This window comes from Gelidibacter sp. (assembly GCF_053579655.1).
Map to the genome: position 1 here is coordinate 1 of NZ_JBMDWE010000025.1, position 14,790 is coordinate 14,790.

Genomic DNA, 14,790 nt, shown 5'->3' on the forward strand with positions numbered 1-14,790 from the left:
GACGGATGACCGAAGACGGATGACAGAGGACGGATGACCGAAGACGGATGACAGAGGACGGATGACCGATGACGGATGACAGAGGACGGATGACCGAAGACGGATGACTGAAAACTGAAAACTATAAAACATACCCAACCAATTGACACTTCAAAAATTCTATAGCAACGGAAAATTACTCATTACAGGAGAATATCTCGTTTTAGATGGCGCACTTGCCTTAGCCATTCCTACTAAATACGGGCAATCACTGACTGTGGAGTCCTTTGAAAAAGGGCAATTAAAATGGGAAAGTTTTGATCAAGACGATAAATTATGGTTTGAAGCTAATCTTTCCATAAGAGATGGATTTCAAGTTTTGGATGATCTGGATGACCCTATTATTAATCGATTGTTAGAAATCCTCGGTGCTGCAAAAAGACAGAATGCCTCATTCTTAGATCAAGAAATAGGTTTCAAAATAAAGACCCATTTGGATTTCCCGCGAAATTGGGGCCTTGGCACGTCATCTACTTTAATAAATAATATAGCACAATGGGCAAATATTGATCCGTATATATTATTAGCAGACACTTTTGGTGGAAGTGGTTATGACATCGCCTGTGCAAGTCATAACAAACCAATAACCTATCAACTTGATAAAACCGGTCGAACCATTGTCGAATGCGATTTTGATTCGGAGTTTAAAGACCAGCTCTATTTTGTGTTTCTCAATAAAAAGCAGAACAGTAGAGACGGCATTGCCACTTACAAAAAGAATAAGCGCAACAGTAACTTGGCGCTTTCTGAAGTTAATGCCATTACCAATGAAATGATAAGTTGTACGAGTTTAGAGAGCTTTCAATCTTTAATAAACAGCCATGAAAGAATTATAGCCGACATTATTAAGCAGACACCTGTCAAGGAACTGCTTTTTAAAGATTTTAAGGGCAGCATCAAAAGTCTTGGGGCTTGGGGAGGTGATTTTATTTTGGTGGCATCTGAAGGAAACCCACAACACTATTTTAAAGACAAAGGATTTGAGACGACCATCGCCTATCGCGATATGATATTATAAAAAAAGAGGTCTTAAAAATTTAAGACCTCTTTTTTATTTAGTATAGCTTATGTTTCACTAGTAAAACGTAGCTCTATTGTCGTCAATAACTGCCGCAACTTTTAAAGCTTCGTATGCTTGTGATGGTGCTGCATTTATTTTCATCATGTTTAATCTGTTAACAATAGCGGTGTAATTATCAAGTTTAGGCGCTTCGGTTTTCTTAGTAACCTCTACCATAAACACACCTTTATTACCATCAATTAATTTAGAAGTTTGACCTTCTTTCAATCCAAATGCTGTTCCTACTACTTTAGGCTCTAAACCTGCGCCAGAAAGTGTTGGATTTTTCATATTGACTGCACTTGCAGTGGATACCGAAACATTTTGACTTTGAGCAACGGCTTCCACAGTTGAAGCAGAAATTTTCTCACGAATCATTTTTGCTTTTTTCTCTTTTCTAATTTCAGGAATCACAGTTGCTGAGGCCGCTTCTGGAGTCATTAATCCTTTTTTATTGATACTTGAAACCTGAACAACAGCATAACCTACTCCAGGAATTGAAAAGCGTTTGCAATCTCCAACTTTCGTGCCTTTTTCAAAAGCCCAACGTACAATAGATCTTTGAGCACCTAATCCTGGGATGTTTTCATCAAGTTCTTTGATATTATTTACCGGCTTAACTTGTGCATCGTTTTCTTTCGCCACATCTTGGAAATCTTTATTCTGTAATGCAATTTCAAACTTTGAAGTTCTGTTGAAAACATCATCAATCGTGTTTTCAGAAGGCTCAATTCTTTGGGCAAGCGTTGCAACTTTAATCATACGCGTTTTAGCTTTTTGATCTAAGATTTCAACAACGTGAAAACCAAAGTCAGTTTTCACAACACCGATATCACCTTTATTGTTTTCAAACGTGTAATCTCTAAATTCAGGTACCATAGAATTGTAGGTGTACCAATCTAAAACACCTTCTTTTTCATTACTTACTTTATCGATAGAAAAATCTAATAAGTCAGCAAATTTCGAACGGTTACCTTTAATGACATTCATCAAACTATCAGCAGTAGCTTTAGCTTGCGATTCTGTTTGCGTTGTCGTTTCGTCAGATGCACGTGAACCTACAAAAGGAATTAGTAAATGTCTTGACTTTACAGAATCTGGCATGAATTTCTCTTCAACCACTTTAGTGATTTTGTACATCCCATTGTCTTTGTATGGTCCATAATACTGACCAACACTTAGTTTGAAAATACTATCCTGTGCCACATCTGGTAAACTTGATTTAGTCACATAAGTATTCGTGTATTTTACATCAGAGTTTGCGTTGATAAAGCCTTCAATGTCTTTAGTCGCTTTTAATCCAACAATAGTATCATTCAATTTTGACACTTCATTGTATTCTACTCTAGTGTCCAACATTGCCGCTACGTTCGCTTTTACAGCGTTTTCATCTTCCAGTGATGCAGATTCGGTAAATTGTACAAAGTTGATATCTCTTGAAGCCTCAACTTCAAATCTCTTTTTGTGTTTGCTGATATAATCTGAAATCTCAGATTTTGATACTTTAATCAAGCTGTCTGATATTGAAGTGTAAGGTACATTTACAAATTTCACATCTACATTAGCGCTTTCAGCTTCGTATTCTACTTTTGCTTCAGCAAGCGTTGCACCAACACCAGCTTTGATCATGTTAAAATAAGTTTGCTCCTGCGCTCCAATCGCAATTGAAGCTTCATTATTAACCCACTCGAAATAATTGATTTGGAAGTTACCTAGTGGCGCTCTTTCAGGAGCAATGGCTTTTAAATTGGCGATAAACTCATTCAATTTATTTTCATCGAACATGCCAACTTCATTGGTAAATTCAGGAAAGTCTGAAAAGTTATTTCTCAAAAGGTTTCTCATTTGATCTTTTTCAACCGTAAGACCCAAACCTTCAATTTGTTCTTCCATTACAACACGTCTGACCTCTTGATCCCAAACTCTATTCATAGTTTGTGTGGTACTGGCACCAGGCCCCAATTGACGTTGCATATTTTCAACGCGGTTCATAAACTCTTCACGCTTAATTTCGTTGCCATTAATAGTCGCTATAGTGTCTTGTGAACTACCAAAAGCACTACCGTTTTGGAACAAGTCAGAAAGCACAAAAGCAAATAACGCCAATGCGATAATTGCGATAAGGAAAATAGAACGTTGCCTAATTTTATTTAAAACTGCCATTTTATTGTATATGTTAGAAAATATAAGTGCGCGAAAATACCAATTTCTATCAAATAATAAAAGTAGAACTCTATTTTATTAAATTAATATTGAATTGTTTGCTGTTTGAACTGTTTTTAGGGGAAAAAGATTGAAGATTGAAGATTATTGATTGTTGATTGGCGATTTTTGATTTTTGATTTATGACAGAAGACGGATGACGGATGTACACGTTGATAACAGATAATCGATAAGGCTAAAAATATCGCCTTCCCCTTTACACATTTAAAGCTGACAATGAAAACAGCCAAAAAATAGCAATTGGCCTTTAAACACCGAATGCTCTCCCTTTAAATGCTTTTGCGCGGGTGGAAAGACTGCTGACTGCGAGCGGAACACTGAAGACTTAAGACTGCCCGCCCGAAGCTTTAGCGGAGGCGGAAGACCGAAGACTGTAGATTGGCAGATTTTGATTTATGACAGAAGACGGATGTTTCCAATTGCAGACCAGACATTCGAAGTTAAAAAAGAAGATTCCTGATTTTTAAATAAGAATGATTGCCCAATGAATACTGAATACTGCCGACTGCCGACTGAAGACTGAAGACTGAAGACTAAAAAAAACTAATCCTCATCAAGGACCTTGAGCGACACCAAATTAATCTTAGTAGTGGAGACATCCAAAATGGTGAAAAGATAATGCCCAATTTGAACCTGATCATTGACGTGTGGAATTTCTTCGGTTTCATCAACGATCAATCCACCTAAAGTCTCATAATTCTCACAATCTGGGAGATCCAACTTGTAGACTTCATTAATATAATCAACTTCCAATCGCGCGGAAAACTTATAATTGTAGTCATCTATTTTCTCTTCGATCAATTCAATAGTATCGTGCTCATCTTCAATCTCTCCAAACAGCTCTTCAATAATATCTTCAACAGTTATAATCCCCGAAGTCCCGCCGTGTTCATCAATAACCACAGAAATACTTTTTCGTTTTTTGGTCAACACATTCAACACGTCCTTGATCAACATGGTTTCGGGAACAAACTCCACACCCATGACTATAGATTTAATATCCTTAGGTTTTTTGAACAATTCAAAAGAGTGCACATAACCTACAATTTCATCTACGGAATCTTTATATACCAAAATCTTGGACAATCCGGAAGAAGTGAACAAAGCATTCAAATTTTTAATAGAATCACTAATGTCCACCGCAATAATTTCAGTTCGCGGCAACATAACTTCTCTTGCTTTTACGTCTGAAAAATCAAGGGCATTCTGGAATATCTGTATCTCGCTATCCACTTCATCATGTTCTTCAACCGATTCCATTTGCTCACTGATATAATTGCCCAACTCCACTTTCGTCATTACCAATTGCACATCTTCTCCTCCGGTTTTGAAAAAACGTTTCAAAATCATATTTGAAATCCAAATGACAAAATCCGAAACCCAAGAAAACAATCCGTAGAAAAAATAAGCAGGCACTGCCAATATTTTAAGGAGTGAATTGGCATAAATCTGAAAAAAGACTTTCGGTAAAAACTCCGCAGTAATCAAAATAAGTAAGGTTGACAAAACAGTTTGAGTCAACAAACTCAAATCGGTCAACAAATAATTCAAAAAACCATAGTCGGTTGGCACCATGGATGCAAACCATTGCACCAGTTTTTGCCCCATTAAAAACCCATAAACCACTAATGCGATATTGTTTCCAATAAGCATGGTCGCAATAAATTTAGAGGGTTTAGCCGTAAGCTTTGTAAGGGTTTTTGCTAGAAAATCATTTTGCTTTTTTGCTATTTCTATATGGATCTTATTGGAAGATACATAGGCAATTTCCATACCTGAAAAAAAAGCAGATAAAATAAGGGACAGAATAATGATAAGTGCATTACCGTCCATAAATTATTGGTTGTTTTTCATTTTTCTTCTGAAAAACTTTTTGAAAAAATACATTCCAACTGCTAAGAGCGCAAATACTAGAAGCATAATTGCTTTGCCATTATCTTCATTCCACCATCTTACTGACTCGTAAATAAAAAAGACAGCGATGAATAAATAAGCGTACTGAATAACTTTTTGAACCGTTTGCATGGGTAATTTTAATTTAGCTACAAAGATAACCAATTATTTATCTGAACGTAAAATTTAAAAAATTGATTTGCGATGGATCTTGCTAGTTATAGATCAAAAAGAAGTCTATAAAGACGAATCATCATCTAAATAAACCGTACTGGTGACCTCGCTGATGCCGTAGCTTGTAAAATCACGGTTAGAGTCGAAGGCATTTCCGGTAACTATTTTGGTAGGAGACACGTATTTTATGGGCTTGTTGGAGAATACCCAATCGCGCTTTTGATCATAAAACAGTTGTTCTGCAAAAATACTGTCTTTGGTTTCTGTTGTAATCCGAACATTGCCTCTTAAATCAATTAAATCGGTATTGTTATAGACAACACCATAATCAGCAACGATGGTGCTTTTTTTATCGTTTTCATCAAAAAGGTAAAGCGTGACCCCTTCTGGAAATTCGTTATACGAAAAGTCTCTATTTGAAAAATCTAACATTTTAGGACTGATCAGATTTGCTTTAAGACGTCCGGAATCCGTGTATTTCAGATTCATATCCTTAGCAATACCAATAGGTTCATTTTGCAGAACACCTATTTGCTGCACCTCCTTAAAGTTGTTTTTACATGAAAAAAACATAGTCACAGCAAACGCTGTGACTATGTTTATTAAACTATATGATGTTTTTCGTTTCATTTATATTTTCGGAACGGTCACACTTAAACCAATCCAACATCCAATTTTTATGACTTCGCCACCATTACCTTTAGAGAATATTTCTGCTCTGGTAGGTGCTGAACCTTCATAATTTGCAGCTACACCGTCAGCATACGATTTTAAGTTACCATCAACTCTTCCTGCTTTTCTTGCTTCGGCAGCAGCTAACCAGAATACGGCTCTTTTGCTAAAGTGATCATCTCCACAGCTGTTTGCGCTCGCCGCATACATTTGAGCAATTTCAATGTGCGCTCTACCATTAGATGGATTCAACTCCAAAGACTTTTGGAAATAATTTCTCGCCGCACCTAAATTACCTTGTTTTCTTAAACTTTTACCAAATCGCATCGCCAAAGCTGCTTTTTTCAATGGGTTTTTTTCAAGATCATAAGATTGATCCAAATATGGTTTAGCTTCTCTTTCTTTTCCTTGTTTCATCAACAAATTGTAAACAAAGTATTTTGTATCTGCAGATGGCGCAGAAGCATCATAAGCTTTTACCAAATCAACATATAAAGGATCGTCCGTACATTCTTTGCTAAACATTCTGTTTACAGCACGTTTCAACCATACAGAATCATCTTTATACTTATCAAAATCTCTTTTGTATAATGGAATCAACACTTCACAATTGGCCAGTATACCCAATTTGCTGTCAATACTTCCTGAGATCTTCTCATAGTTATCCAAATAGCTCTCGTACTGTTTCTTGTATTGTGCAGTTTTAGCATCCAAGGTTTCGCCAGCTTCTTCTTTTTCAACAAGTGGATTCAACATTTGAGTGTAGTTGTCAACTTCCTGTCCAATTTTATCGATGACATCATCATACTTATTAAAGACATCTTGAACTTCTACTTCCTTAGCTTCAAACATATCAACGATGGTAGAGAAATAAACATACAAGCCTTTTGGATTTGTAAAACTTTCAGGAGATTTTTTGTATAGCTCATCAAAGGCATCATATACCTGCTTGTTGCCATAGCCTAAAGCCTCTCTGTAATCATATTTCAACATCGCTTTATCTTGAAGATTGCCGCCTGCTGTATATTTGTCGGGAAAATTTGCAAGACCTTCGTCCCAAAGTTTCATCAAATCATTGATGAATGCCACTTTCTCGGCTCCGGTTGCTTTTTCAATTTTGTCCTTTAGTATTCTATCGCCGTAGGCATAAGTTGCATAACTGTATTTAGGACAATTATTACGCACTTTCATGAAAGGCTCATAAGCCTCATCAAACCTTTTGCTTTTAGCATAATCGCTCATTAAAGTTATGTTGATCATGCATTCTTCATCCTGTTGGGCAAAACCCACATTGAAACTCAAGAATAAAGCAAGTAATATTAAAGTAACCCGTGTTTTCATGTTGTTAAATTTATCCTGTTAGTTATATTTTCTTTTTAAGAACCATCTATCGTTTAAAGATAAACTAATTTGCAAATTCATAAAATTCTCCTGAATTAAATTTGCTTTAGTTGTCCCTTTCTTACCGAACTCAAACCCAATATTGGCATTTGAGAAGAAGTCTGTCCCTACTGGTAACCCCACTCCAAAAGATATGCCAAACTCATTTATGGCCTCATTATTTATCTCCAGCCCTGTGTGTTCGAAACGCATACCTGCTCGGTAAACAATTCGTTTTAAGTAACTTGAGTATGAATTATAATCTGGGATAAAATATCCACCAATTGCAACTGCAGAAGCATCTACATATTTCGCATTTCCAATGGTAAAGATTGGATTGCCAAATTCGCTCGTTTTTTGTAAAGAATATTCAGCGCCAGCGAACCATTTTTGCGGCTTACCAATACCTGCACCAAATGAGAACATCGTTGGCAAAGTCAAATCTGTAGTTTTTAAATTGTCGCTTTCCAAATCAGCTTCAATCGTACTTATTACGACTTCCTGATTTACTGCCGGATCGGCAACTACCGAAGAGAATGCACGTTTGTTTTCTGATTTAATCGTGCTTTTCGGCATATAAGTCAAGCCTGTGGTGAGCTCTAGCTTACTAGTAATCATCGTCCTATAGCTCAACCCGAAGTTTAGATTGATACCACTTAAATCAGAACGATTATTCTCAAGCGTATGGTATTGCAAGGGCTGACCATCTTGATACCTGAATTGAAGTGCACTATTTTGGATGTTTCCAAAGTTATAACTCGCATCGACACCTATGCTCAAATTAGTGATAATTTCATACCCTAATCCCACAAAAGCTTTGTTAAGTCCACCATCGCCTTTATAGCGTTGATCAACCTCACCAGCAGCATTTAAATTCTCTAACCGATAGCCCACTGAAGTATATGGAACGAGCCCGAACCCTAGTCCGAATTTCCCCATTGGAACAGAAAGTGCCAAATAATCAAATGTAGTTGAGTTAGCGTTTTGACTACCACCATCTGATTTAAGGCTTAAATTACTTGAGCTTCCGCCAACCGTAAATACAACCGGCCTACTTTCATTATTCCAAATCTTAAGATTATTCCCAGCATAACCAGCAGGATTGCTGAAGTTGACGTGGATACTATCCGTAAAGACACTCAAGCCTCCCATGCTTCTGTTTTCCGCTGTTCCTTTGAATTTTAAATTTCCAATGCCGTAAAATGAATAAGGAGATGCTGTGCCGTCTTGTGCTTGCGCTTGAATTGCAAAAACGGTGATGAAAACTATTACAAGTTTTTTTATCATGAGTGTGTATTATATTCTAAAATAAAGTTTAATCCCTCCAAAAGAAAATTCGAGTTGGCAAATATGCTATTTTTTAATTGCTTTGACAAGAAATTGGCATCGCCTCCTGTTAAAATAACTGTTAAATCTGAATATTTGTCTTTATATTCATTAATGACCCCATCAATTTCTTTGATTACCCCATACATAACACCCGAGTGAATTGCCTCTGAAGTACGGTCTCCAATGATGTTTTTTGGCATCTCGGTATCTAATAACGGAAGATTTGCAGTGAAATTATGTAAACTCTTATAACGCAATCTTATTCCTGGAGAAATAGCACCGCCTAAATAATCGTTTTGATCGGTTATAAAATCGTAAGTAATGCAACTGCCGGCATCAATGATCAATACATTGCGGTTTGGATACTGTTTAACTGCGCCCGCTACAAGTGCCATCCGATCCACGCCCAAAGTATTTGGTGTGGCATAGCAATTATAAAACGGAAATTTCAAACTTGCATCCAAAATTAGCGTTTTATGCTTTTTTTGGAGGTCAATAATGACCTGTTTAGGCAATTTTCCCACCGAAGCGAGCATGCATTTATCGATTTTTGGATAATTTTTGAAAATTTTTTTAAGGGTGTTTTCAAACGCAGAAACCTCAACCACCATTTTTTCTAAGAGTTTATCTTCCTGAAAAACAGCAATCTTCAACAGCGTATTCCCTACATCTATAATTAAATTCATATCGAAACTTAAAGCTGCAAAATTACAAAAGCAATTTTTATATCTTTTATTTTTGCGAATATTAAAAATGCTTCTATATTTGCATCCTCGTTTAAAGCGACTGGTGCCTTAGCTCAGTTGGTAGAGCAAAGGACTGAAAATCCTTGTGTCCCTGGTTCGATTCCTGGAGGCACCACCAGAAAAAACCCGAACTTATGTTCGGGTTTTTTGGTTTTTAATACTTTTGGTTTTTGGGGATTTTTAAAAATGCTCATAGTTTCTCCTAAAACCCATCACCACTCGAGATTCATAACCATCTCACAGAGAGCTAGTTGTAAAAACATAAAGATAAATACTATATATTGCCTATAAATAAAAACGCATCGAAAGGGACTCCAAAGGGAAAGGAAAAAACGTGGAAAGACGCAATGCATTGCGTCTCAACGGCGTCTCAACAGCGTCTCAACGGCCTCTCAATATGGATAAATACAAAAACAAATATCGCATAGCATCCACCCGTCTACAAACTTGGGATTATGGCTCGAATGCCTCTTATTTTGTGACCATAAACACAAAAAATAGACTTCACTATTTCGGTAATGTATGTGATGCTAAAATGGAATTATCTGAAATAGGCAGAATTACAGAAACAGAATGGTTAAAAACATTTGAAATGCGTCCTGATATGAATTTACTAATGGCTGATTTTGTGGTAATGCCCAATCATTTTCATGCCATAATAATTATTGGTGCAAATGAATATAATATGGGCAATGAGGCTAAAGACGCAATGCATTGCGTCTCTACAGGGAAATCACAATCAATAAACCAATTTGGACCACAATTGAAAAATTTGGCGTCCATCATTCGTGGTTTTAAATCGGCCATTACAATTAATGCACGTAAAATTGATGCGTCATTTGCATGGCAACCATCATATCACGAACACATCATACGAAATAGCAAATCATTTAATACCATTTCAACTTACATACAAAACAATCCTAAAAATTGGGTAAATGATAAATTTAACGCTTGATGAGCATTTCTACAGAAAACCTAAATTCGCAAGGAAACGAACTGGTCAGAGTATAAAAACAAAAATCCTGAGCAAACACTCAGGACTTTCATTTAAAACAATATTTAAATTTTCTGGTCGAAAGCTTCGTTCAAAACTTCTGATCCAACATTCTCATGCTATAGTATTTCCTTCGGTTTTTCTGATTTTACCAAGGACACTAAAATCCCAACTGCAAGCGCTAAACCTATAAATCCTAAGGACACCCATTCTGGGAATTTAAAGTAGTGTACGATTAACATTTTAATACCGACAAAAGATAAAATGGCAATCAAACTGTATTGTAAATAACCGAAGCGTTCCAACATATTTGCCAAAAAGAAATACATCGAACGCAAGCCTAAAATGGCGAAGATATTCGAGCTAAATACTAGAAATGGATCTGAAGTAATTGACAAAATTGCCGGAACGCTATCAATCGCAAACACCACATCCATGACTTCAATAACAACCAAAGCCACAAACAAAGGTGTAGCTACCGTAAGATGACGCCGTTTCACAAAAAAATGTTCATTCTCAATATCTGTAGTAATCGGCATGATCCTTCTCAGCGTTTTAAAAACAAAGGAATCTTTAGGATGAAAGTCATGATCATCTTTAGTAAACAACATTTTTAGCGCGGTAAAGACTAAGAAAGCACCAAAGATATAAGTCATCCATGAGAATTTATGAATCAACATGACTCCCAAGAAGATCATCAATCCTCTAAATACTACCGCACCCAAAATTCCCCAAAACAACACGCGATGCTGGTATATGTGCGGAATTTTGAAGGAAGCAAAAACAATAGCAATCACAAATATATTATCAATACTTAAGGACAACTCAATAAGATATCCAGTGATATATTTAATCATCGCATCCTGGGGTAATAGCTGATCAGGATTATCAATATGCACGCCCCCACTATATAACCAATAGATCACTCCTGAAAACGCAAAAGACAAGGACACCCAAACGGCGGTCCAGATTCCGGCCTCTTTCGAGCTGATGACATGTGGATTCTTGTTAAATACGCCGAGATCTAAGGCCAAAAAGATAATTATTCCAATAATAAATAGAATCCAAACTGTCATTTAAATGGTGTTTTTAGTTATGCAAATATACTTTTAAATCATCCGATTTATTTTCAATATTAGGAAAATATTGGCTTTTAAATAGCTGCTTTTTTCATATCAAAAACTTTAAGGATTTTCGGGTAATAGGCTCCCAAAGCCACGCCTCTTACCACCACATAAAATATAAAAGACAGCCACAAACCGGCATTTCCGTAATAACGCACCAGAATCAAACCTAAGCCAATAAAAGCAATCAAGGCCAATATCGTAGCATTTCGCATTTCCTTACTTTTGGTAACGCCAATGAAAACCCCATCCAACTGAAAGGCCACAAAAGAAAACAAGATATAAAACACCGCGTAGTTTTTATAGTTGGAAGCGATAGTTTGCACATGCACATCTTTAGTTAACAAAGGAATTACAGAATCACTAAACAGAAATACGCTTAGCGCAAGAAAAACAGCCGTTACTCCAGCCAAAACTGTCGATTGTTTAATCTGACTTATGAAACCCAATTTATCCTTAGCACCAAAAGCTTTTCCGGCGAGCATTTCAACCACATGGGCATAGCCATCCAAAAAGAAAGCCGACAAGGTTACAAATTGTAATAACACATGATTGGCGGCAAGAGTATGATCGCCGAATTTAGCGCCCTGATTGGCAAACCAGCCAAAACCACTCAACAAAGCAAGGGTACGAATCATGATATCGGAATTCACTTTAAACAAGGCGATTAACTTGGATGGATATAAAATCTGCGTTTTCAACTCTTTCGCACGAGCTAAAGGCCGATTCAGACCTAGTTTATGAAACAACACATAACCAGCAAAAAATAAAGTTAGCCATTCTGCCAATACAGTTCCAAGTGCAATCCCCTTAACGCCCATTCCAAAGCCGACCACAAAAGTGATATTGAATACAATGTTTAATCCGTTGAGAAATAACTGTACCCAAAGCAATCGCTTGGTCCAGCCCATTCCGATGAGCGTTCCCAACAAGGAAAACGTAATTAATGTAGCGGGCGCTCCCCAAATTCGGATGTAGAAATAATCCTTAACCAACTCTTTAATTTCATCACTCGCACTCAATAAATAGACGGAGAACTCGCCAATTAATTTCTGTAAGACGACAAGAATGAAACCGATTGCAGCGCCAAGAAAAATAGTTCTAAAAACTAAAGCATGCAATTCGTTATTGTCTTCGGCTCCCGAAGCTTGCGCAACAAAACCGGTGGTGCCCATTCTTAAAAAACCAAATCCCCAATACACAAAACTAAAAATTAACGCCGCCAAAGCAATCGCCCCAAGATCAGCAGCAGATGCCGTTTGACCAATCGAAGCGGTATCTACCAGACCCAAAAGTGGCACCGAGGCATTAGCGATGATTATTGGTATCGCCAATTTGATGATGTGTATATAATTGCTTTTTTGCATTAATGGATTGACTTTTCTGAAAACTTATCGTATTTATATATTGTCTTTATTTTGAAAAAACTTAATTACTTTTTCATCCTTAATAAGTAATTCTGTATATTTTGTTATCGAGTCAGAAGACATTTCAGGACTTTTAATCTGCAAGGATCGTAAAGTTTGATCTTTTCGTGGCGCAATTAGGATTGTTTTACCGAAACTCAAATCAAAAATTCGTGTATTGACTATCGCATAAGCATTATTTTCAGCAGTTATAAAAGCTACATAGTCAATTCGATTATCTTTTGTGCTAATAAATCCTTGTCCCAAATAATCGGGATGATTTCTTGACAGAACAACACTATGCGCTAAATTATAATTTACATTATCAATCGTATCTGTTAACACTAAGATTTGGAAAAACACCTCATCTTTTCTTCCTATCAACCGGGCTTTATTTAAAGAGTTCTCTTTAACGAAAAAGCTTCTCATAAAAATTTTTCGATCTTTTATTTCAAATTGCCCAGCTACAACTCCTACGCCCTTAAAACTACCTTTGCCTATTAAGTCATATTTAGGCTGTGGAAATACGCCTAATTGAAAAGGTCCGGAATCTCCAAAATCGATATCTTGCTGGTCCTGCTTAAGCATTTTTATATCCCAAGTAGATGAGTCATTTCTATTATTGAGATGATTTTCTCTTTTTTGATGTTTCCATTGATTGTCTTCGGACTTAATTACCGAAGTTGTATTCGAACAACTTGATAGGACAAGAAGAATATTCAGAAACAATAACATTCTTTTCATAAGAATAGATTTTGCGAAGTCCTGATGATACCAGGTCATTTCGATTAAGACAAACCTAATCATCTTTTCAAGATCCACTTAAAATAAACTTCACTTTTAATAATATTTTTGACGTTAACCAATATTGAATCAAGTATTACTATGTTTCAATGTTATAGCAAAAGGATTTTGTAAATTTGTCTCTATGACAATTTTAATCATAGAAGACGACTTACGTGTTGCCGAACTTTTGCAAAGAGGTTTGGAAGAGCAAGGTTTTAAGCCAACTTTAGCTTATGATGGTGTTTCGGGTAAAAAATTAGCTTTACAAAACGATTATGACCTCATCATAACCGATATTATTTTGCCGAAAATGGATGGCATCGATTTGTGCAAACTTATCCGGCAAACCAAGCCGAATATGCCCATCATCATGTTGACTGCTTTAGGAACCACCGATGATAAAATTGAAGGTTTTGATGCTGGAGCGGATGATTATTTGGTCAAGCCTTTCGAAATGCGCGAACTCATGGCTCGCATCAGAGCATTACTGAATCGGAGAGCAAACAGCACTAACAACTCAACTGTTATTCTGAATTATGACGATCTGGAAATGAATTTGCACACAAAAATGGTCAAACGCAACGATCAGGATATCAGTTTAACGCCCAAAGAATTTAAGCTGTTGGAATATATGCTTCAAAATCCCGAGCGCGTTTTATCACGTTCTGAAATCGCCGACAAAGTTTGGGATACCCATTTTGATACTGGCACTAATTTTATTGACGTCTATATAAATTATTTACGCAAAAAAATCGATCGTGAATTTGAGCACAAACTCATTCATACCAAATCAGGAATGGGATTCGTTTTGAAACGGGAAGACAGCTAAAGAACCTGTGGTATCTCAAACAGAATGGAGGTCTACTTAATTCGTGAAATGAATAGTCGCATTTTACGCGATTTCAGCTAACGAATAGATTAGTGTAAATTCGTGAAATTCGTGTCTAAAATTTTTAGAATT

The 14,790-nt window shown here is 36.5% G+C and carries 12 protein-coding genes and 1 tRNA gene; 4 read left to right on the plus strand and 9 right to left on the minus strand.

The window, feature by feature from the left end:
* Positions 1-142: 142 nt before the first annotated feature.
* Positions 143-1,057, plus strand: coding sequence for a GYDIA family GHMP kinase (locus ACOH2D_RS12825; RefSeq protein WP_449535483.1), 915 nt, complete (start codon positions 143-145; stop codon positions 1,055-1,057).
* 57 nt (positions 1,058-1,114) lie between these two features.
* On the opposite strand, the gene ACOH2D_RS12830 is transcribed toward ACOH2D_RS12825, so the two are convergent.
* From ACOH2D_RS12830 to ACOH2D_RS12855, 6 genes are all read right to left on the minus strand, one after another.
* Positions 1,115-3,262 (minus strand): peptidylprolyl isomerase, encoded by a 2,148-nt coding sequence (locus ACOH2D_RS12830; protein ID WP_449535484.1) that lies wholly within the window; start codon positions 3,260-3,262, stop codon positions 1,115-1,117.
* Between the two features lie 603 nt (positions 3,263-3,865).
* A complete protein-coding gene (locus ACOH2D_RS12835) occupies positions 3,866-5,155 on the minus strand; it encodes a hemolysin family protein (RefSeq protein WP_449535485.1) in 1,290 nt (429 codons plus the stop codon).
* A gap of 297 nt (positions 5,156-5,452) precedes the next feature.
* The gene (gene lptC / locus ACOH2D_RS12840; protein ID WP_449535486.1) at positions 5,453-6,019 is read right to left on the minus strand and encodes an LPS export ABC transporter periplasmic protein LptC; all 567 of its coding nucleotides are present in this window, start codon (positions 6,017-6,019) and stop codon (positions 5,453-5,455) included.
* Entirely contained in the window at positions 6,020-7,402 is a 1,383-nt protein-coding gene (locus ACOH2D_RS12845; protein ID WP_348035155.1) for a tetratricopeptide repeat protein, read from the minus strand.
* Positions 7,403-7,420: 18 nt separating this feature from the next.
* A complete protein-coding gene (bamG, locus tag ACOH2D_RS12850) occupies positions 7,421-8,728 on the minus strand; it encodes a BamG family beta-barrel-assembly machinery protein (RefSeq protein WP_348035154.1) in 1,308 nt (435 codons plus the stop codon).
* Positions 8,725-9,456, minus strand: a complete 732-nt coding sequence (locus tag ACOH2D_RS12855) for a type III pantothenate kinase (RefSeq protein ID WP_449535487.1) — start codon at positions 9,454-9,456, stop codon at positions 8,725-8,727. Before ACOH2D_RS12855 ends, bamG begins: the two co-directional genes overlap by 4 nt.
* Before the next feature lie 102 nt (positions 9,457-9,558).
* Here ACOH2D_RS12855 and ACOH2D_RS12860 point away from each other — a divergent pair.
* Positions 9,559-9,634: transfer RNA gene (locus ACOH2D_RS12860), tRNA-Phe, on the plus strand.
* A gap of 216 nt (positions 9,635-9,850) precedes the next feature.
* Complete coding sequence (locus ACOH2D_RS12865) at positions 9,851-10,474, plus strand: transposase (protein ID WP_449535488.1); 624 nt, start codon at positions 9,851-9,853, stop codon at positions 10,472-10,474.
* Between the two features lie 158 nt (positions 10,475-10,632).
* Here ACOH2D_RS12865 and ACOH2D_RS12870 read toward each other — a convergent pair whose 3' ends face one another.
* From ACOH2D_RS12870 to ACOH2D_RS12880, 3 genes are all read right to left on the minus strand, one after another.
* Positions 10,633-11,589, minus strand: coding sequence for a TerC family protein (locus ACOH2D_RS12870; protein WP_449535489.1), 957 nt, complete (start codon positions 11,587-11,589; stop codon positions 10,633-10,635).
* Positions 11,590-11,666: 77 nt separating this feature from the next.
* Positions 11,667-13,004 (minus strand): MATE family efflux transporter, encoded by a 1,338-nt coding sequence (locus ACOH2D_RS12875; protein WP_449535490.1) that lies wholly within the window; start codon positions 13,002-13,004, stop codon positions 11,667-11,669.
* A 33-nt stretch (positions 13,005-13,037) separates the two neighbouring features.
* Entirely contained in the window at positions 13,038-13,787 is a 750-nt protein-coding gene (locus tag ACOH2D_RS12880; protein WP_449535491.1) for a hypothetical protein, read from the minus strand.
* 184 nt (positions 13,788-13,971) lie between these two features.
* On the opposite strand from ACOH2D_RS12880, the gene ACOH2D_RS12885 reads away from it, so the two are divergent.
* On the plus strand, positions 13,972-14,658 hold the full coding sequence (locus ACOH2D_RS12885) for a response regulator transcription factor (RefSeq protein ID WP_348036545.1): 687 nt from the start codon (positions 13,972-13,974) through the stop codon (positions 14,656-14,658).
* Positions 14,659-14,790: the final 132 nt, after the last annotated feature.